The sequence below is a fragment of the Nocardia sp. NPDC127526 genome (genome assembly GCF_042672265.1).
Taxonomy (GTDB): domain Bacteria; phylum Actinomycetota; class Actinomycetes; order Mycobacteriales; family Mycobacteriaceae; genus Nocardia.
In genome coordinates this window covers 17,237-36,134 of sequence record NZ_JBHXVO010000050.1, presented here as the reverse complement: position 1 = coordinate 36,134, position 18,898 = coordinate 17,237, and the positions used below count along the sequence as shown (strand labels likewise).

Annotated in this window: 23 protein-coding genes; 15 read left to right on the top strand and 8 right to left on the bottom strand. The window is 68.3% G+C overall.

Annotation, left to right across the window (positions count from 1 at the left end):
- A partial coding sequence (locus ACFVIV_RS38040) for a DNA-directed RNA polymerase subunit beta (RefSeq protein ID WP_379205014.1) occupies nt 1–2,165 on the bottom strand: 2,165 nt, incomplete at its 3' end.
- Between the two features lie 229 nt (nt 2,166–2,394).
- Between ACFVIV_RS38040 and ACFVIV_RS38035 the strand changes: the two genes are divergently transcribed.
- From ACFVIV_RS38035 to ACFVIV_RS37995, 9 genes are all read left to right on the top strand, one after another.
- A complete protein-coding gene (locus ACFVIV_RS38035; protein WP_379205012.1) occupies nt 2,395–2,772 on the top strand; it encodes a hypothetical protein in 378 nt (125 codons plus the stop codon).
- A gap of 94 nt (nt 2,773–2,866) precedes the next feature.
- Complete coding sequence (gene gvpJ / locus ACFVIV_RS38030) at nt 2,867–3,349, top strand: gas vesicle protein GvpJ (protein ID WP_379205010.1); 483 nt, start codon at nt 2,867–2,869, stop codon at nt 3,347–3,349.
- Nucleotides 3,346–4,143: a GvpL/GvpF family gas vesicle protein gene (locus ACFVIV_RS38025; RefSeq protein ID WP_379205008.1), complete on the top strand. Its 798-nt coding sequence runs from the start codon at nt 3,346–3,348 to the stop codon at nt 4,141–4,143. Before gvpJ ends, ACFVIV_RS38025 begins: the two co-directional genes overlap by 4 nt.
- A complete protein-coding gene (gene ccmI / locus ACFVIV_RS38020) occupies nt 4,140–4,379 on the top strand; it encodes a c-type cytochrome biogenesis protein CcmI (protein ID WP_379205006.1) in 240 nt (79 codons plus the stop codon). Before ACFVIV_RS38025 ends, ccmI begins: the two co-directional genes overlap by 4 nt.
- Nucleotides 4,369–4,650: a gas vesicle protein GvpO gene (gene gvpO, locus ACFVIV_RS38015; RefSeq protein WP_379205022.1), complete on the top strand. Its 282-nt coding sequence runs from the start codon at nt 4,369–4,371 to the stop codon at nt 4,648–4,650. Before ccmI ends, gvpO begins: the two co-directional genes overlap by 11 nt.
- Nucleotides 4,647–5,030 (top strand): gas vesicle protein, encoded by a 384-nt coding sequence (locus tag ACFVIV_RS38010; protein WP_379205004.1) that lies wholly within the window; start codon nt 4,647–4,649, stop codon nt 5,028–5,030. The genes gvpO and ACFVIV_RS38010 overlap by 4 nt, the downstream gene beginning before the upstream one ends.
- Complete coding sequence (locus ACFVIV_RS38005) at nt 5,020–5,778, top strand: GvpL/GvpF family gas vesicle protein (protein WP_379205002.1); 759 nt, start codon at nt 5,020–5,022, stop codon at nt 5,776–5,778. Before ACFVIV_RS38010 ends, ACFVIV_RS38005 begins: the two co-directional genes overlap by 11 nt.
- Complete coding sequence (locus ACFVIV_RS38000) at nt 5,775–6,011, top strand: gas vesicle protein (protein ID WP_379205000.1); 237 nt, start codon at nt 5,775–5,777, stop codon at nt 6,009–6,011. The genes ACFVIV_RS38005 and ACFVIV_RS38000 overlap by 4 nt, the downstream gene beginning before the upstream one ends.
- Nucleotides 6,008–6,313, top strand: a complete 306-nt coding sequence (locus tag ACFVIV_RS37995; RefSeq protein ID WP_379204998.1) for a gas vesicle protein K — start codon at nt 6,008–6,010, stop codon at nt 6,311–6,313. Before ACFVIV_RS38000 ends, ACFVIV_RS37995 begins: the two co-directional genes overlap by 4 nt.
- A gap of 3 nt (nt 6,314–6,316) precedes the next feature.
- Here the strand turns inward: ACFVIV_RS37995 and ACFVIV_RS37990 are convergent, their stop codons facing one another.
- On the bottom strand, nt 6,317–6,682 hold the full coding sequence (locus ACFVIV_RS37990; protein ID WP_379204996.1) for a phage holin family protein: 366 nt from the start codon (nt 6,680–6,682) through the stop codon (nt 6,317–6,319).
- Between the two features lie 126 nt (nt 6,683–6,808).
- On the opposite strand from ACFVIV_RS37990, the gene ACFVIV_RS37985 reads away from it, so the two are divergent.
- The 3 genes from ACFVIV_RS37985 (at nt 6,809) to ACFVIV_RS37975 (ending at nt 8,858) form a co-directional block, all read left to right on the top strand.
- Entirely contained in the window at nt 6,809–7,051 is a 243-nt protein-coding gene (locus ACFVIV_RS37985; protein ID WP_379204995.1) for a hypothetical protein, read from the top strand.
- A 101-nt stretch (nt 7,052–7,152) separates the two neighbouring features.
- Nucleotides 7,153–8,127, top strand: coding sequence for a GlxA family transcriptional regulator (locus tag ACFVIV_RS37980; RefSeq protein WP_379204994.1), 975 nt, complete (start codon nt 7,153–7,155; stop codon nt 8,125–8,127).
- On the top strand, nt 8,124–8,858 hold the full coding sequence (locus ACFVIV_RS37975) for a DJ-1/PfpI family protein (protein WP_379204992.1): 735 nt from the start codon (nt 8,124–8,126) through the stop codon (nt 8,856–8,858). The genes ACFVIV_RS37980 and ACFVIV_RS37975 overlap by 4 nt, the downstream gene beginning before the upstream one ends.
- A gap of 6 nt (nt 8,859–8,864) precedes the next feature.
- On the opposite strand, the gene ACFVIV_RS37970 is transcribed toward ACFVIV_RS37975, so the two are convergent.
- Nucleotides 8,865–9,272, bottom strand: coding sequence for a TIGR03668 family PPOX class F420-dependent oxidoreductase (locus tag ACFVIV_RS37970; RefSeq protein WP_379205020.1), 408 nt, complete (start codon nt 9,270–9,272; stop codon nt 8,865–8,867).
- A 68-nt stretch (nt 9,273–9,340) separates the two neighbouring features.
- Here ACFVIV_RS37970 and ACFVIV_RS37965 point away from each other — a divergent pair, with 68 nt between their 5' ends.
- The 3 genes from ACFVIV_RS37965 (at nt 9,341) to ACFVIV_RS37955 (ending at nt 13,752) form a co-directional block, all read left to right on the top strand.
- Nucleotides 9,341–10,432: a hypothetical protein gene (locus ACFVIV_RS37965; RefSeq protein WP_379204990.1), complete on the top strand. Its 1,092-nt coding sequence runs from the start codon at nt 9,341–9,343 to the stop codon at nt 10,430–10,432.
- Between the two features lie 251 nt (nt 10,433–10,683).
- Nucleotides 10,684–12,300, top strand: coding sequence for an AMP-binding protein (locus tag ACFVIV_RS37960; protein ID WP_379204989.1), 1,617 nt, complete (start codon nt 10,684–10,686; stop codon nt 12,298–12,300).
- 135 nt (nt 12,301–12,435) lie between these two features.
- Nucleotides 12,436–13,752 (top strand): MFS transporter, encoded by a 1,317-nt coding sequence (locus ACFVIV_RS37955; RefSeq protein ID WP_379204987.1) that lies wholly within the window; start codon nt 12,436–12,438, stop codon nt 13,750–13,752.
- 75 nt (nt 13,753–13,827) lie between these two features.
- Here ACFVIV_RS37955 and ACFVIV_RS37950 read toward each other — a convergent pair whose 3' ends face one another.
- The 5 genes from ACFVIV_RS37950 to ACFVIV_RS37930 form a co-directional block, all read right to left on the bottom strand.
- The gene (locus ACFVIV_RS37950; protein WP_379204986.1) at nt 13,828–14,523 is read right to left on the bottom strand and encodes an ATP-binding protein; all 696 of its coding nucleotides are present in this window, start codon (nt 14,521–14,523) and stop codon (nt 13,828–13,830) included.
- A 159-nt stretch (nt 14,524–14,682) separates the two neighbouring features.
- A complete protein-coding gene (locus ACFVIV_RS37945; RefSeq protein ID WP_379204984.1) occupies nt 14,683–15,198 on the bottom strand; it encodes a phosphoribosyltransferase in 516 nt (171 codons plus the stop codon).
- Between the two features lie 319 nt (nt 15,199–15,517).
- Nucleotides 15,518–16,444 (bottom strand): NADP-dependent oxidoreductase, encoded by a 927-nt coding sequence (locus ACFVIV_RS37940; protein WP_379204982.1) that lies wholly within the window; start codon nt 16,442–16,444, stop codon nt 15,518–15,520.
- Nucleotides 16,445–16,552: 108 nt separating this feature from the next.
- Nucleotides 16,553–17,200 (bottom strand): Rid family hydrolase, encoded by a 648-nt coding sequence (locus ACFVIV_RS37935; RefSeq protein ID WP_379204980.1) that lies wholly within the window; start codon nt 17,198–17,200, stop codon nt 16,553–16,555.
- Nucleotides 17,201–17,225: 25 nt separating this feature from the next.
- Nucleotides 17,226–18,797: a flavin monoamine oxidase family protein gene (locus ACFVIV_RS37930; protein WP_379205019.1), complete on the bottom strand. Its 1,572-nt coding sequence runs from the start codon at nt 18,795–18,797 to the stop codon at nt 17,226–17,228.
- Nucleotides 18,798–18,898 lie beyond the last annotated feature (101 nt).

Sequence of the window (18,898 nt, the reverse complement as noted above, 5' to 3'; positions counted from 1 at the left end):
ACGTCCTCCTCCACGAGGCGCTGCGACAGGATGATCGCGTCCTCGTAGTTGTGGCCCTCCCACGGCATGATCGCCACCAGCAGGTTCTTACCGAGCGCCATCTCACCGTTCTCGGTGCACGGGCCATCGGCGAGCACATGCCCGGCCTCCACCCGCATGCCCTCATCCACGATCGGACGCTGGTTGGCGCAGGTGCCCTGGTTCGAACGCTCGAACTTGCGCAGCCGATAGGACTTCCGCGTCCCATCGTCGTGCATGACGGTGATGAAATCGGCCGAAACCTCCTCGACCACACCGGGTTTCTCATTGAGCACGACTTCACCGGAATCGACCGCGGCACGCAGCTCCATCCCGGTGCCGACCAGCGGCGACTCCGAACGAACCAGCGGCACGGCCTGTTTCTGCATATTCGCGCCCATGAGGGCACGGTTGGCGTCGTCGTGCTCGAGGAACGGAATCATGGACGTCGCCACCGACACCATCTGGCGCGGCGACACATCCATGTAGTCGATCTCGGCGGAGTTCACGAACTCCACCTCGGAATACTTGCGGCGCACCGCGATTCGAGGTTCCACGAAGCGGCCCTCGGCATCGAGCGGCTCATTGGCCTGCGCCACCACGTGCAGGTCCTCCTGGTCGGCGGACAGATATTCGACCTCATCGGTCACCTTGCCGTCGACGACCTTCCGGTACGGCGTCTCGAGGAAGCCGAACGGATTGACCCGCGCGTACACCGACAGATACCCCATCAACCCGATGCTCGGGCCTTCCGGCGTCTCGATCGGGCACATGCGGCCGTAGTGGCTGTAGTGCACATCGCGCACTTCGAGACTGGCGCGCTCCCGGCTCAGACCGCCCGGACCGAGCGCCGACAGCCGGCGTTTGTGGGTCAGGCTGGAGATGGGGTTGCGCTGATCCAGGAACTGCGACAGCTGCGAGGTGCCGAAGAACTCCTTGAGGCCCGCCGCCACGGGGCGGATGTTCATCAGCGACTGCGGCGTAATGGCTTCCACATCCTGGGTGGTCATGCGCTCGCGCACCACGCGCTCCATGCGGGACAGCCCCACGCGCATCTGGTTCTGCACCAGTTCGCCGACGGTGCGCAGCCGGCGATTGCCGAAGTGATCGATATCGTCGACCTCGACCGGCACCTCGATGCCGCCGGGCGCGGTCATCACGGTCTCCCCCGCGTGCAGCCGCAGCAGGTATTCGACAATGGTGGCGAGATCGTCCTCGGTGAGCACCCGCGGCCCGGTGGCCGCGCCGTCGCGGACGCCGAACTTCTTGTTGATCCGATAGCGCCCCACGCGCGCCAGGTCATAGCGCTTCTCCTTGAAGAACAGATTCTCCAGCAGGGTCTGCGCGGACTCCTTGGTGGGCGGCTCGCCCGGGCGCAGTTTGCGATGGATGTCGAGCAGCGCGTCATCGGTGCCCGGCGTGCCGTCCTTGGCCAAGGTGGTCATCATGACCCCGGAGAAGCCGAATCGCTCGGTGATCCGCTCGGTGGTCCAGCCGAGCGCCTTGAGCAGGACCGTCACCGGCTGCCGGCGTTTGCGATCGATGCGGACGCCGATGCTGTCGCGCTTGTCGATATCGAATTCCAGCCACGCCCCGCGCGAGGGAATGACCCGCACCCTGTGCAGATCCTTCTCGGTGCCCTTGTCGACGGTGCGATCGAAGTACACGCCCGGCGATCGCACCAGCTGCGAGATGACCACCCGCTCGGTGCCATTGACGACGAATGTGCCCGTCTCGGTCATCATCGGGAAATCACCCAGGAAGACCGTCTGACTCTTGATCTCCCCCGTATTGTTGTTCATGAACTCCGCGGTGACGAACAGTGGCGCCGCATAGGTCATGTCCTTGTCCTTGCATTCCTCGACGGAGGCTTTCACCTCCTCGAATCGCGGTTCGGAGAGCGTCAGCGACATGGTCCCGGCGAAGTCCTCGATGGGACTGATCTCCTCCAGGACTTCCGCCAGCCCACTGCTGATCAACCACTCGAACGATTCGGTCTGCACCCCCAGTAGGTCCGGAACCTCCAGCGGCTCACGGAGTTTGGCGAACGAGACCCGCTTGATCTGACTCGAGATTGCCAAGATGCGTCCTTGTCCTGTCGGCTGTGTTTCCCCTCGCGCACCGTGCCAACCACTGCCTGCGAACATGACTCGACAACAACGGGTAGAAAGCCACTTCTACGGTCATTTCATTTTCGAGAGTCGGACAGCAGGCGCTCCGGCGCGAAGTCTCAAATTACACCCGAACTCGACCGATGTCGAGGGCACAAGAAAATTAGGCACCGAATCCCTTGTGCCTATCCCCTTTTAATAATGGCATCTCGAATTGCCATTCGTCAAGTCGATTAGCGCCCGCCCGTGCGGGTATCCGCGCGATGTGCGCCGAATCGCGTTGGCCGCCACCGCCGCGGCACTGCTGCTGACCTCCTGCGACATCATCGGCGGGGACGACCCGCCCCCGCCCACCGATCCCCAGGTGTTCGTCACCCCCACCACCCCACCCTCGGCCAGTACCAGCCACATCCGGGCCCCCTCGGCCGCCTCCCCCGATCAGATCCGCCGAACCACCTGCGAGGACCTGCTTCCCGTCTTCGAGGACATTCGCTCCCGCTCCGGCCTGCAGGCCGTGGACGCGGCGGTGGCCGCCAGAATCGCCGACCTCCCCGCACAGCCGGGCTGGGAGGTCTTCACCGAACAGCAACGCGAGGCCACCATCGCCGGAGTCCGCGACGCCGGCGCCGGCAAGTGCCCGTGATCCGAATCGGTCAGGCCCCCTTGCCACTTCGGAGAATGTTCACGGCCGGACGGGGTAGGCGAGCAGTAGAGAGAATTCGAAGGAGTTAGTTTTCATGACTACTGCACTACAACCCCGGGGAGGTGGCGGGGGCGTCGGCAGGCCGAATTCGAGCAGTCTGGCCGAAGTGCTCGACACCATTCTCGACAAGGGCCTCGTCATCGATGCCTACGTGCGTGTGTCGCTCGTCGGCATCGAGATTCTGACCATCGATGCGCGCGTGGTGGTGGCCAGCGTCGATACGTATCTGCGCTTCGCCGAGGCGGTCAACCGGCTCGATATCGCCGCGCAGGACCAGAAGCCCGGTCTGCCGGACGTGGTCAAGGACGTGGCCTCCGGCGGCAAGGCCTCCGATACCAAGCAGGCCATCGAATCGGCGACCCAGCAACTGGCGGGGGCGCTGGGCCAGGACAAGGACAAGTCGCAGACCAAGGAGCTGATCGAGAAGGCCGGTCAGCAGATTCTCGGTGCGCTCACCCCGGAGAAGGAAGAGAAGCCCAAGCCCAGCACCAGCACACGCCGGAAGACCCAATCATGACCACGGCCGACACACCATCGGAAACCTCGCGCACGCAGCAGAATTCGGGTACCGCCCTATTGATCTACGGGATCGTGCCCGCCGAGGCGAAGCCCAAGGCCGAGGGGATCGGGCAGCAGCCCGCGCCCGTGCAGACGGTCACTCGCGGGCCGATCGCGGCCCTGGTCAGCGAGATTCCCGTCGATCAACCCCTCGATCGAGCGGAGGATCTGCAGGCGTTCTCCCGGGTCGTGGACGGCCTGGTCGCCCAGATGCCGGTCATTCCGGTGCGTTTCGGGGCCGCGCTGCCCGACGCCGAGCAGGTCGAGTCCGGCCTGCTGGAACCCAATGCCGATCGCTTCCGCGCCGCCCTCGACGAATTGCAGGGCCTCGCAGAGTATTTGGTCAAGGGTCAGTACGTCGAGGAGTCGGTGCTGCGGGAAATCCTGCAGGAGAACCGGGAAGCCGCCGCGCTGGCCGAACAGGTGCGCGAACTGCCGCCCGAACTCGGCCGCGATGACCGCATCACCCTGGGCGAAACCGTCAATGCCGCACTGGAAGCCAAGCGCGAGGCCGACGGCGAGGTGCTGGTGCAGACCCTGCGGCAGCTCACCGAGCATCTGGCCCTGCGCCCGCCCACCCATGAGGAGGAGGTCGCCGATATCGCGGTGCTCGTCCCCCTCGAGCAGGAGCAGGAGCTGCAGCGCCTGGTGAACGGGCTCGGCGAACAGTGGGCCGGTCGCGTGGACATGCGCGTCGTGGGCCCCCTCGCCGCATGGGATTTCGTGGCCGCAGAGGCGCCGGAACCATCATGATCGGCACCCTGCTGACGCTGCCGCTGCTTCCCATCCGCGGCGTGCTGGCATTGGCGGAGATCCTGGCCGAGGAGGTCGACAAGGAGCTGTACGGCATGCCCGCCATCCGGCGCCGGCTCGACGAGCTGCAACGGCAGCGGGCGGCGGGGCAACTCGACGCCGACGAATACCAGCGGGCCGAGCAGGAGGTGCTGGCCCGGCTGCTGAACCGGAGGAGCAGTGACCGTGACCAGTGACGCCGACCCGCTGACCGCCGCCGAGACCGCCGCCGCCGGCACCCGCCTCATCGCGGAGCTGACCGGCAAGGCGGTGCTCGGCGCGACGGGGGTCCGGCCCGCGGAACAGGGCTGGACCGTGGAGGTCGAGGTGCTCGAGGACGCGCACATCCCCTCCTCGGAGGATGTACTCGCGCTCTACGAACTCGAACTCGACGAGCACGGAAAACTGTTGTCCTATCGCAGGATCCGGCGCGGCAAGCGCTGCGTGATCGGAGACGACCGGCGATGACCTATTCCTCCGGCATGTATTCGGGGCGACCGGCCCGCGGCGGCTCGGAACCGGCCAACCTCGGCGACATTCTCGAGCGGGTCCTGGACAAGGGCCTGGTCATCGCGGGCGATATCCGGGTGAACCTGCTCGACATCGAATTGCTCACCATCAAACTGCGTTTGGTCGTCGCCTCCCTGGAGACCGCGCGCGAGGTGGGCATCGACTGGTGGGAGCGCGACCCCTGGCTGCGCGGGGACCGGGCGCTCGCCCGGGACGCCGACGGCGAACTGGAGCCGGGCGACGGTGCGCGCGCCATCGAGGCGGCCGGTGAATTGCGTTCGGAGAACGAACGATTGCGGCAGCGCATTGCGGAACTGGAGAGCCGGGATGGTTCGTGACACCGTCGCGGTGTGGGTGTACACCGTGGTCCGCGACGCCGATCCGGTCCCGGCGATCTCCGGTGTGAGCGGGGAGCCGACCCGGTGGGTGGGCGCGTGCGGGCTGGCCGCGGTGGTGGGCTCGGTGCCACTGCCGGAATTCGGCGCGGAAGCCTTGCAGCGCAACCTGAACGACCTCGACCGGCTGGCCGCCATCGCCCGCGACCACAATGCGGTCATCGAGACCGTCGCCGCCTCCCGCCCCGCGCTGCCGGTCCGCCTGGCGGTGCTGTGCCGGGACGACGACGGGGTGCGCGCCCTGCTGACCGAGCGGAACAGCGATCTCGACGCCGCGCTGACCCTGGTGGACGGGCGCGCCGAATGGGGCGTGAAGGCCTTCCTCCGCCGCCCGCCGTCCCAGGAGCAGCGCTCGCGCCCCGCCTCGGGCGCGGACTATCTGCGCCGGCGCCGGGATGCCCTGCGGCGCGACCACATCGACCGCGCGGCGGCCGAGCGCGCCGCCGCCGAACTGTTCCAGGGATTGTCCCCGTACACCGTCGGCGCGCGCCGGCGGACGCTCACCGACAACTCCCTCACCGGCCGCGACACCCCGATGCTGCTCAATGCCGCGTACCTCGTCGACAATGCGAAGGTCACCGAATTCCGGGCCGCTGTCACACGATTCGCCGATCATCCCGATCTCATCGTGGAACAGACCGGCCCCTGGCCGCCTTATTCCTTCGTCGGCGCGCTCGGAGATCCGCGATGACCGCGCCGCGCCCCGACGTCCTCGCCGCGGAGCTGCCGGGCACGGTGCACGACACCGGACCCCTTGCCGTCCAGGCCGATCACGAGCTCGCGCTGATCGATCTGCTCGATCGGGTCCTCGCCGGCGGTGTGGTGATCTCCGGGGATATCACCCTCTCCATCGCGGGCGTCGATCTGGTGCACATCTCCCTGCGCACCCTGATCTCCTCCGTCGCCTCCCTGCTCGAGCAATGAACGAGGCTCGCGCAGTGAACGAGCCCGCCGAGCGCATCGAACTCGACCCGGCCACCGTCGAACGCGGCCTGGCCACCCTGGTGCTCACCATTGTCGAACTGCTGCGCCAGCTGATGGAGCGCCAAGCCGTGCGCCGCATGGACGCGGGCGACTTGAGCGAGCAGCAGATCGAGGAAATCGGCACTACCCTGCTGCGCCTGTCCGACGCCATGGACGAACTGCGCGAGCATTTCGCCCTGGCCCCCGAGGATCTCAATATCGACCTCGGCCCCCTCGGCCCGCTGCTCCCCCGCGATCTCTGACCGTCAGCGATCGCCGAGGCCGGTCTCGACTCCCGTGTCCGGACCGCCGCGCGATTTCGCCATCGCGCGCACGACGGCCGCCGCGACCAGCAGAATAACGCCGATGATCAGCGCCGCCACCCAGGCGGGCACGGCCAGCGCGATGACCAGCACCGCGGCCGCGACCAGCGCACCACCGCCGTAGAGGGCCAGCAGCGCGGCCGCCGCCATCAGCTTGGCGCGCTTGCCGAATCTCGGCATCCGCCCGATCGTTTCGCCGATGGCGCGCTGGGTCTGCTCGCGCACCAGCGCGCTCAGCTGCTCGGGGCCGAGCCCGGCCACATCGGAGAGCGGGGACTTCTTCGCCCCATGAGTTCCGGGTACATCCATGCCCTCGGTCTACCCGCACAGCGGCGGCCGACACCGCTGGGTCGGAGAACGCGACCGGTTTTCCCGGCGGTCGCACGGGTAGGCGGGGAACGGGGGGAATTCGAGAGCGAGACAAGGAGATCAGACATGGCCCATATGCAGGAAACCGGCGCCATCACCGGCACCAAGGACAAGGATTACGACCTCATCTGGTTCATCGAGGCGTCGCTGGACAACGCACTGCGGCTGCAGACCTACATCGAGGACGCGGAGCGCGCGGGCGATACCGAGCTCGCCGACTTCTTCCGCCGGGCGCAGGCCGAGAGCCGCAAGGGCGGCGTGCAGGGCAAGCAGCTGCTGGCCGGACGGCTGGCGAGTTCCGATATGTGAATCAGGGACAGGTGAGATAGGCCGCGACCACCGGCCCGGATGGCTGGAATTGCAATAGTCGTGGCATTGACGCCATGGGCGGCGGACCGCAGGCTGGGGACATGCGGGTGGTGCTGATGGTGGTGTTCGACGGCTTCCAGTTGCTGGATGCCGCCGGGCCCGCCGATGTGCTCGCCGCGGCGACGCTCATGGGCGCCGCGCCGGGATACCGCGTCGAGCTGGTGGCGGCGCGGACCGGGCCGGTGCGTTCGTCCGCCGGCATCACGGTCACCGCGGAGCACGCGCTCGCGGACTGGTCGGAGCCGGTGCACATGGTGCTGGTCGCCGGCGGTCTGTCGGCGTGGACGGCCAGTGCGGACGCCGAGCTGGTGGCCGGCATCCGGCGGCTGGCCGCATGCGCCGAACGGGTCGGATCGGTGTGCTCGGGGGCGTTTCTGCTGGCCCGCGCCGGACTGCTGGACGGCCGCCGGGCCACCACGCACTGGGCCGGCGGGGAGCTGCTGGCCGGGGAATTCCCGGCGGTGCGGACCGAGCCGGACCGGATCTATGTGCGCGACGGCTCGGTGTGGACCTCGGCGGGCGTCACCGCCGGCATCGACCTGGCGCTGGCCATCGTGGCCGCCGATCACGGCCCGGAGCTGGCGCGGGAGGTGGCGCGCTGGCTGGTGGTGTACCTGCACCGCGCGGGCGGGCAGAGCCAGTTCAGCGCACCCGTCGCCGCGCAGGCCCCGAAGCGGAATGCCCTGCGCGCCCTGCAGATCTGGCTGGAGGAAAACCTCGCCGCCGATCTGTCGCTGGCGGCGCTGGCCGCGCGCTCGGGCATGAGCACGCGGCATTTCTCCCGGGTGTTCGCCCACGAGCTGGGCACCACCCCGGCGCGCTATGTCGAGCAGGTGCGGATCGGCGCGGCGCGGCGACTGCTGGAGACCACCGATCAGCCGCTGGACCGGGTGGCCGCCGCGGTCGGCCTCGGCAGCCCCGAGACCCTCTATCGAATCTTCCACCGCCACTTGGGCGTACCGCCGGGCGAGTACCGCGCCCGTTTCACCGTTTCCGAAAGAGAGAGTGCCCCATGACCTTTCAGATCGCCATTGTGCTGTATCAGGGTATGACGGTGCTGGACGCCATCGGCCCCTACGAGGTCCTGCGCGGCATACCCGACAGCGAATTGCGTTTCGTGTCCAATGAAGTCGGCCCCATCGTCTCCGACAGCGGCGTGCTGGTGCTCGGCGCCACCCACACCTTCGCCGAGACGCCCGCCCCGGATCTGGTGCTGGTGCCGGGCTCGGAGGGCGCGACCACCACGGCCATGGCGGACAAGGAGCTCATCGGCTGGCTGCGCGCCGTGCACGAGACCACGCAGTGGACCACCTCGGTGTGCAGCGGCGCGCTGATACTGGCGGCGGCCGATATCCTGCGCGGGCATCCGGCCACCACGCACTGGGCCGCGCAACCGGCGCTGGCGGCCTTCGGGGCACAGTCGCGGCCGCACGATCGGATCGTGCACAGCGGCAAGATCGTCACCGCCGCCGGGGTCTCGGCGGGCATCGACCTCGGGCTGTGGCTGGTCGGGCAGATCGCGGGCGACGACGCCGCCCGGATGACCCAGCTGACCATCGAATACGATCCGCACCCGCCCTACGACACCGGCCACCCGGACAAGGCGCCCGCCGATCTGCTGCGCCGGGCCCGGCTGGAGATGACCAAGCGGGCGGCCTCGCCGCGCGTGCCGCTGGAAGTGGGCGCCGCGCTGTGGCGCAATACCCTGCACCGCGTCCGCGACCGCGCCGCCGCCAAGCGGGGATAGCGCGAATCAGCTCGCGCTCCAGCCCGACCAGCGCGCGACATCGATGGCGATCACCGGGCCGGGCGGCGGCTGCTCGCGGTAGGCGGGATAGCGCCCGGCCAGCTCGCGCAGTGCCGCACGCGCCTCGTCCCCGTCCACGATGCGGGCCCGGCCGTCGGCGCGGACCCACCACAATTGGGTCCAGTCCTCGCTGTAGTGATCGGCCAGCACGGCCACGTCCGGATTGGCCGCGATATTCGCCAGTCGCCGCAGGGCGGTGGTCGTCTTCGGCTTGGCGTCGACCGCCGTGTAGACGATCTCGCCGATCACCGCGAACACTATGGGCACGAGATGCGGCAGACCGCCGCCGGACACGGTCGCCAGGCGCGCGACCCGCCCGGCGGCGAAGCGCGCTCGAGCCCGGCGCGAATCCATTCGCATCTCATGATCGTTGCACTTTCCGCCCTCCCGAGCGATCTCCAAGGGGATCTCAGGGGGAAATCATGCCGCGCCACCGCTCGCCCGCACTCGCAGTGCTGACCGTCGTACTGCTCGGCCTCGCCGGTTGCACGACAACCGTCGACGACCCGGCGCCGCCGGCCGGTCGGGAGCTGTTCGCCTACAGCACCTCCGGCGAGCTCATCGTGGCCGAGGGCGCCGAGGTGCTGTCCCGCACTCCCGTCCAGATCGATACCGAGACCGAGATTCGCTTCACCGCCGACGGAAAATACGTTGTCGCACGCGAATTCGCGAAGGACGACGATACCGCCGCTCTGATCGCCGTGAACGTGGCCCAGCCGGACCAGGTGATCCGGCTGCAGTGCAATTGCCGCTCCTTCGTTCCGGCCGGCGACAGCACCATCGCATGGATCACAGCGGAAACCGTCATGCGGGTCGATCTCGCTGCCGCGCAACCGGAACCGGCCGCACGGCACACCCTTCCGGCGCCCGCCGCCCGGGAAGGCTCCTTCTACACCGACCGGCTGCTGGCCGCCGACGGCGACCGGCTGCTGTGGGCCCGTACCGAATTCAGCTTCCTGACCCACGGCTTCCGCAGCGAACTGTTCCTGGTGGCGGGCGATGGCGCCGACCGGCTGCTCGGTGACATTCCCGACGTGGACAGCTCGGTGCACGGCGCCGCCTTCTCCCCCGACGGCAACGCCGCCGCCGTAATCTCCGACACCACCCCGTACGGCGACGTCCACCCCTACGGCTGCCCCCGGGCCGCCATCACCTTGGTCGACCTCCGGCCCGAAACCCAGCGCACCGTCTTCCCCGTGCTCGAGAATTGCTCAACCCCTCGAAAAGTTCGCTGGGACAACGAAATCGGCCTCACCGTGGCCATCGGCCAACGCGAGCGGAACGAATCGAACACCAGCGCCCGGACCTACCGCTGGCAGTACGCCGACGATCAGTGGTCCCCGGTGGACGGGCCGGTCGTCGACCGCCTCCGGCCATCGGTCGTGGCGACCATCGAACTCGCCGAGCCCACCAGCGGCTCCGCCCACACGCTGTACCGCATCGCTGACGGCGAGCGGGTGCGGCTGGCCGACGGTGTGCACTCCATCGCGACTCCGCCCGGAATTGCCGGGTAGTACACAGCTTCGGGGGTACCGCGGCCCGGATGCGATGAGGGTCGTTGCGGGCAGCCGCGGTGTGTGCCGCGAATTGCTGTGCGACCGGCATGGCGCGGACCGGTCCTCGCGCCGATTGCTGCGCCGAAAGGCGGCGCGCCGCTTCGGGGTTGAGGGTGATACACAAGTTCGGGGGTACCGTGGCCCGCGTGGGATGAGGATCGTGAAGGACAGTCGCGGCGGCGGACGCCCGCCGGGCCAGGAGAGCATTCATGACCATCGATCCGGACACCGTCGTTCGCGCCCTGCTCGCGGAGTACGGCTCACCCGACGCCTGCGCGGCGGAGTTGCTGTGCGATCGCCATTCCGTGGCGAATACAGCGTTCACCATTGTGGAGAGCGATCTGAGCGCGTCCGACCTCACCTATGGCGAACTGCGCGAGCGATCCACCCGTTTCGCGGCCGCGCTGGCGGATCTCGGGATCGAGCCGGGCGATCGGGTCGCGACCCTGATGGGCAAGTCGGCGGATCTGCTGACCGTGCTGCTGGGGATCTGGCGGCGCGGTGCGGTGCACGTGCCGCTCTTCACGGCGTTCGCACCGGCGGCCATTGCTTTCCGATTGGACGCCAGTGGCGCGAAAGTCGTTGTGGCCGACGCTGATCAGCGACCCAAGCTGGATCCGGGCGAGGACGTGCCGGCCGATCCGGCCTGGCGGGTGATCACCGCCGGAGCGGCGGACACGCTCTCGCTGGACGCGCTGCTGGGCGAGTACGCGGCCGATGATCCGCGGGGCGCGGCCATCGCGGTGGGCGCGGACGGGGTCATGGTGCAGCTGTACACGAGCGGCACCACCGGAACACCCAAGGGGGTGCCGGTTCCGGTGCGGGCGCTCGCGGGACTGGTCGGCTATCAGCACTTCGCGCTGGACGTGCGGGAAGACGACGTTTACTGGAATGTCGCCGATCCCGGCTGGGCCTACGGCCTGTACTACGCCATCCTGTCGCCGCTGGCGAGCGGGATGCGCAGCCTGCTGCTGCATTCCGGCTTCTCCGCGCCGCTCACCCGGCAGGTGCTCGAGAAGTTCGGCGTCACCAACCTCGCCGCCGCCCCGACCGTGTACCGCGCGCTGCGGGCGGATGACGAGAATGCCTGGGAGGGTGTGCGATTGCGGCGCGCCTCGTCGGCGGGCGAACCGCTGACACCGGATATTCCGGCCTGGTCGGAGCGGGCGCTGGGCGTCGCGGTGCGCGACCATTACGGGCAGACCGAGCACGGCATGCTGATCGCCAATGCCTGGCACGACGAGCTGCGCACCGAGGTGCGGCCGGGCTCGATGGGCAAGCCGCTGCCGGGTACGCGCATGGCCGTCATCGACGAATCCTCCGACCGCGTACTCGATCCCGGCGAACAGGGGCGCGTGGTGGTGGACACGCACAACAGTCCGGCCGTGTGGTTCACCGGCTATGTCGACGCGCCCGAGAAGACCGCGTCCCGCTACACCGCCGACGGCCGCTGGTATCTGACCGGCGACGCCGGAACGGTCGACGCGGACGGCTTCTTCTACTTCTCCTCCCGCGACGACGATGTGATCATCATGGCCGGCTACCGCATCGGCCCCTTCGATGTCGAGAGCGTGCTGGTGCTGCACGACGCCGTGCTGGAGGCCGCCGTCGTGGGCATGCCCGATGCGCTGCGCGGCGAGGTGATCGAGGCATTCGTGGTGCTCGCCAATGGATTCGAGGGCGGCCCGGAGCTGGAGGCCGAATTGCAGCAGCTGGTCAAGACCAAGTTCGCCGCGCACGCCTACCCCCGCACCGTGCACTTCGTGGACAGTCTGCCCAAGACACCCAGCGGGAAGGTGCAGCGATTCCTCTTGCGGCAGCGCTGAGCCCGATTGCGCACGGCTGGGCCCGGCCGCCGGCCCACCCCCATTCCGGGGGTAGTCTCCCAGTGACGTGGATCACTACGTTTCTCTCACCCAGCGGACCCGAACGGCCCGCGCCGGGCAGAAAGAGGAACAGCAGTGAAAGTCTCACCCACGACGGCGGCGACCCCGCCGACCGGAACCAGCGTGCGAAAAGTGGCGATTGCCAGCTGTATCGGCACCACCATCGAGTTCTACGACTTCTTCATCTACGGCACCGCGGCGGCCCTGGTCTTTCCGAAAGTGTTCTTCCCGGCGCTCGGGTCCACGGCCGGCACCGTCGCCTCGTTCGCGACCTTCGCGGTCGCCTTCATCGCCCGGCCGGTCGGCGCGGTGCTGTTCGGGCACTACGGCGACCGCATCGGACGGAAGAAGACGCTGGTCTCGACGCTGCTGCTGATGGGCCTGTGCACGCTGCTCATCGGCCTGCTGCCCAGCGCGGACAGCATCGGCGTGGCCGCGCCGATCATTCTGGTGCTGCTGCGTTTCGGCCAGGGCTTCGCGGTCGGCGGGGAATGGGCCGGCGCCACCCTGCTGACCGCGGAGTACGCGCCGCCGGGCAAACGCGGGCTCTACGCCATGTTCCCGCAGATCGGCCCGGCCTTCGCATTCATGTTGTCCAGCAGTACCTTCCTGATCACCGGCGCGGTGCTGGGCGATGCCAATCAGACCTTCCTCACCTGGGGCTGGCGCATTCCGTTCCTGTTCTCCATCGTGCTGGTCGGCATCGGTCTCTACATGCGGCTGGCCATCGAGGAGACTCCGGTCTTCCGGGCGAATCAGGCGGCTCGGGTCGCGGGTCAGGGCGCGCCGGGTCTGCCGTTCCTGGAGGCGTGGAAGCATCAGCCCCGGGAAATCCTGCTCTCGGCCGGCGCGCTGGCGACGCTGTTCTCCTTCTTCTATATGGGCACCGCGTATCTCACCAGCTACGGCACCAAGACGCTCGGCTTCAGCCGCCCGTTCGTCCTCACCGTGGGCATCGGCGCGGCCGCGGTGTTCGGCGCGGCCATCATCGCCTCGGCGCTGTACTCCGACCGGCTGGGCCGACGCCGGGTGCTGCTGGCGTCCAGCGGCCTCGCCGTGGCATGGGCGCTGGCGCTGTTCCCGCTGCTCGACACCGGTTCCCGGGCGGCCTTCGCGCTCGGCGTCATCGTCACCCTGGGGATCTTCGGCATTGCCTACGGACCGTGTGGCGCACTGCTTCCGGAGATGTTCCGGACCCGCTACCGCTACACCGGCGCGGGCCTCGGCTACAACCTGGCCGGCGTGCTCGGCGGCGCGGTGCCGCCGCTGATCGCCGCACCGCTGTCGGAAGCCTTCGGCAGCATCGCCATCGGCGTCCTGCTGGCCGGGCTCGCCGCCCTCAGCGTCGCGTGCACGTGGGCGATGGTCGAAACCAAGGACGAAATCCTGTGACCCAGTGGCGCCCGTCCTGCGCAGACTGCTCGTTCTGCGCGACGGGGATCGATCAGCATCCCGCGGAGCCTCGGCTCAACGGCGACGCTGCCGGGTGGGTAGCGTCGCCCACACCACCTTGCCCGTGGGCCACTGCGGCGAGCAGCCCCAGGCCATGGACAGCCGCGAGACGATGTGCAATCCGAAACGCTTTGTGTCACCGGCGGTCTCGCGCAGCACCGCTTCGCGCGGATCGGTATCGGAGACCGCGACCGTCAGCACGTCACTCCAGAGTTCCAGGCGCAATCCGACGCAGTCGACATCGGTGTGCAGGAAGGCGTTCTCCACCAATTCGGTGACGATCAGACTCGCGTCCCCGCACACCTGGGACACCGCCCAGCGCCCGCAGATCCCCTCCACGAACCGGCGCGCGACTCGGGCGCCCCCGGTGACACCGACACGGGTCCGGACCCGGCGGCGCGCCGATGCGCCGGTGGCGGCATCGGCCGCCTCCGCTACCGACTGGTGCAGGGGCACGAAACTCCGCAGCGCACTGGCGGTGAATCGGGTGTACGCGGCGGGCGTGGCAGCGACCAGGAGCAACGGAATGGCCGGCCATTCACTGATCCGATTCCAGGCCCGGGTGAAGGCCGTCAGCAGGGGTTGCTCGTCGATCAGCAGGTCGTCGACGACGACGATCACCGCACGCGGCTCGTCCACTGCGTATTTGACCAGGTCATTGCTGAGTTGCCGATAGGTCTCGAGCGAGAGTTCACCGTATGGCCGAACCACGGAGCAGCCCTCGTATTCGGCTTGCTCCCAGACAATTGCCGGGCCGGCCGCCATTGCCCTCACGTACTTCCGGCCGGCGACCGGCCATTAAGGCGCGAACGACCTCGCACAGTCACTTTCGTCATCCCCTAAACGCTGGACTGCGTTCTCAGGGACCGATTACCCGATGCTCCGGTCGCTATGCCACGCGAAATATCGGTCCGGATCGGGCAGCTCCGTCACCACGTGCGGGCACACCACATTGTCCGCATGATCGGCGACCATCGCCACGGCCGCGCACGTGCCGACCGGCGCCGCCACCACCGTCCGCACCGCGCCGCGGGCGAAGGCCGATCGGCAGGCTGCCCAGGCGAGCACGCCATGTTCCAGACAATCGTCGACGATCACCGCCGTCCGGCGATCCAGCCTGCCCACGGGCCCGCGCCCACGTAGCCGCCGCCCCTCTTTCCGCGCGAGGTCCCCCGCCTCGCTTTCGATCCGCGCCAGCTTGTCCGGATCCGCCGAGAGCGTTCGCCACATCGGCACATCCAGGGCCCGAATTCCATCCTCCGTGATGGCGCCGTACACCAACTCCGGGCATTCCGGAGATCGGAGCGCCTCCGGAACGACCACGTCCAACTCGACATTCAGCACCGTAGCCACTTCACCCGCCACCGGGATTCCACCCCGGGACATCCCGAGCACCGTCACATCGGGCCCGCGAAATGCGAGCAGGCGCCTGGCAAGTCGCCGCCCGGCCATAATTCGATCAACGAAAAGTGGTTCGACCACACCGTCGCTCACGATTCTTCCTATTCCGATCGGTCGGTACAGCCGCCGAACACCAACGCCATACCGAGTCCCGTGCAGGATTATCGAATGTCGGTGCAAGACAGTAGATGCCGCTTCTTGACAACCACACCGTCGAAATATCGCGCCGCACCCCAGCGCATGCAGGAATTGTAAGCCGCCGCACATACCGCGGCAACGCTTTCACCAATCCGCACGCCGCTGGTCAGGGGATGAGAACGGTCTTTCCCTTTGCGTTCGCGGTGGCCCCGTGCGCTTTCGCGGCGTCGGCGAGGGCGAATTCGCGGTCCACATGAATGCGCAAGGCGGCTGATTGGGTGAGCGCGACAAGTTCGGCGAGGTCCGCGGCGGAGGGGTGGACCATGACCGTTTCGAAGCGGATGCCCTGGCTTTCGGCTTCTTCCGGGGTGATGCCCGGGTTGTGGCCGACGGTGGTCACCAGGAGCGCACCGGGCCGCAGAACCTGGACCGAGCGGAGTGCGTAGTCGCCGCCGACCAGGTCGAAGACGATATCGACGGGGGCCGTAGCGGTGGCGAAATCCGTTGCGGTGTAGTCGATCAGCTCGTCGGCGCCGAGGTCTGCCAGAAAGGCGTGGTGCTCGGCGCGGGCGGTGGCGATGACGTGGGCGCCGCGGGCCTTGGCGATCTGGACGGCCAGGTGGCCGACGCCTCCGGAGGCGGCATGGATCAGGACGCGCTGACCGGGTTCGATGCGGGCGATATTCACCAGGCCTTCCCAGGCGGTGAGACCGGCCAGCGGCAGTGCGCCCGCGGCGGACATGGGCAGCGCGGCGGGCTTGGCCACCAGTTCGTCGGCCGGGGCGACCAGGTACTCGGCGTAGGCTCCGGCGGCCTTCGGGAACAGGGTCAGACCCAGGACTTCCGCACCGACCTCGAATCGGGTCACGCCGGGGCCGAGCGCCTCGACGACACCGGCCACATCCCAGCCGAGCGCGAAGGGCGGCTCCGGAAACAGCGGGAAGCGCCCGGCGCGCACCGCCGAGTCCACCGGGTTGACCCCGGCCGCGCGCACCCGCACCAGCACCTCGCCGGCGCCGGGCCGCGGGCGCTCGACCTCGGTGCGGTACAGCACCTCGGGGCCGCCGAAGGTGTCCTGAGTGATCGCGTACATGGGAATCTCCTTTGTTTGCCGTGTGGACTATTGCTACGACAAACAAATACTCCCAGTTATTCCTCACGTCAACTATCCGCGCGTCAGGCAGGTCTCGGCGCTGCACGCCTAGCCCGGGTAAACGGCGTCCACCTCGACCTCGACGAGCCAGCCGGGCACCGGCAGACCCGCGACCTCCAGGGCGAAGCGGGTGGGGCGGGCCGGGTTTCGCAGCAGCGGGGCGGCGGGGGCCGCGGTGCCGAGCGGGACCAGTTCGGTGTCACCGGTTTCCAGGTTGGTGTTGGCGAAGAACTGGCGGTAGGCGCGGTTCCAGCCGGCGTAGTCGGCGCGGTCGGAGCCGGGGGCGTTGTCGAGGAAGACGCGCATGGTCGTCACGTTCGCCATGGACAGGCCCTGGGCTTCCAGGTTCTCCTTGATCCTGGTGAGAACCGCCATGCCCTGCGCCTCGGTGATCGTGACGCCCGCGGGCAGCACGCCGCCCGCGAATTGGGCCGTGTCGATGAAGGATTCGGGGGTGCCCTCCTTGGCGGTCTTGTTGGTCGCGGCCGGGCCGATGCCGCTGGTCTTGTAGATGGCGGCGTCGGTTCTGAGGACCACGCCCTGCGCGATCATGGGATTGGCCTGCCCCACTTCGAGAATCGAGGTGCTCACCGCGCCGGGGGCGGGGGTCTCGGCGTCCGTCGAATCCGAGGAGCAGGCGGTGAGGGCGAGGGCGGCCGCGAGGGTGGCGGCGGTGACGGCAATGGGTCGTTTCATGGTCGGTCTCCTTGTCGGGAATGGTTCAGTCGGCGGCGATTCGGGCGTGCAGTTCGGTCACCACATCGCGCGCCGAGGTGAAGGCGCCGTGCTGCCAGGCAATGGCATTGGACAGGTGGTCCCCGGCGAAGTAGATGCGGTCGACCGGCGCGAGCAGCTTGGTGTATTCCGGGGTGGCCTCCCCGCCGTGCGCATCGCTGCCGGACCAGCCGACCCAGGCGCCTTCGGAGTATCTGGTGCGCCGCCAGCTGCCGGAGAAGGAGGAGGCGATATCGCGACGGTACTTGTCGCCGTGAATGGCCGCGCCCTCGTCGAGCGCCTTGGCCAAACGCTGTCGGTGCGTAAGGGATTCGAAGGCCAGATGCCGCTTGCCGGTGTTGTAGTAGCCGACGACCACACCGCGATCGGAGTTGAAATGGTCGTAGGGGAACATGATTTGGGCGATGTCTTTATCGGTATTGCTGGCGCCGCCGTAGATTCGATCCTCGAGCTCCCACCAGCGGCGGGAGTATTCGATGCCGAGCTTGCCCGAGGACACCGGGATCGCGGCCTTCAGGGCGAGCAGCACATCGGCGGGCAGGTTGTTGCCGAGCCGGCCGACCAGATTCGGCGGCAGGGTGCAGATGCAGTAGTCGGCGTCGACGGCCCGCCCGACGCCGTCCTGCCGGTATTCCACCCGCACCCCGCTGCCGGTATTGCGCATCGAGGTCACCTCGGCGCCGAATCGAATACGGTCGTCGCCGATTTCCCGCTGGAAGGCGTAATAGATGCGGTCCATGCCGCCGACCGGGGTCATCATCATCATGGCCTGGTCGTAGCCGAATTCGAAGCTGAAGTTGCGGCCGATGCCGCTGCGGATCACATCCGACATGCCGTACGGCTTGCGTTCGGAACCGAAGTTCAGACCCGCCCCGGGCTCGGAATCGTAGCCGCGCCGGGATGATCCGAGATAGCGCCCGTCACTGGACAGGTCGCCGAAATCACGCAGGAAGGTCGAGAGCGCGTCCTTGTCCGACGGCGTGAGCACATCGTCGAGCGCGCCGCGCGAGGCCGCCTTCTGCAGCAGCTCCGAAAGATAGCCGTACACATCGGCTTTGGCCGCCCGGTACGGCACCGACTGTTCCGAGATGGCCGTCTCGCTGCGGTAGTTGACCAGCGTATTGGCATTCTGATTGCCGAACGGCTGGATCTCCACGCCCAGTTCCCGGCAGTAGTCGAGAGTGATGTGCCCCTGCGGAATCCGGGTCGCGCCCAGATTGAAGTAGTGGCCCTCGGTGAAGGTGCAGGACTGGGTTTCACCATTGAGATCGGTCTCGGTCGTCCCCCCGCGCACCGACCACACCCGCCCGCCCGGCCGCTGCCGGGCCTCCAGCACGGTCACGGTGTATCCGGCCTTGCGCAGCTCGAAGGCCGCGCACAGCCCGGCCGGGCCGCCGCCGAGCACGACCACCGAGGAATTCCCGGCGGCCTTGCCGATCAGATCGCCTTGCGCGGGCGCGCGGAAGCGCGGCGTGTCCGCGGTCGCGGGCGCCAGCCCGATGGCCGACATCGCCCCGTAGGCCAGTCCGACGCCGCCGGTGGCGCCCAGACCGCGTATGAAAGATCTTCTGGTGACTGACAATTCGAGCTCCATCCGCCGTCGGTCCGCGAAATGCGTTCGCAGAGCAGTCTCGAATCGATCCGATTCGGCGCGGCTAC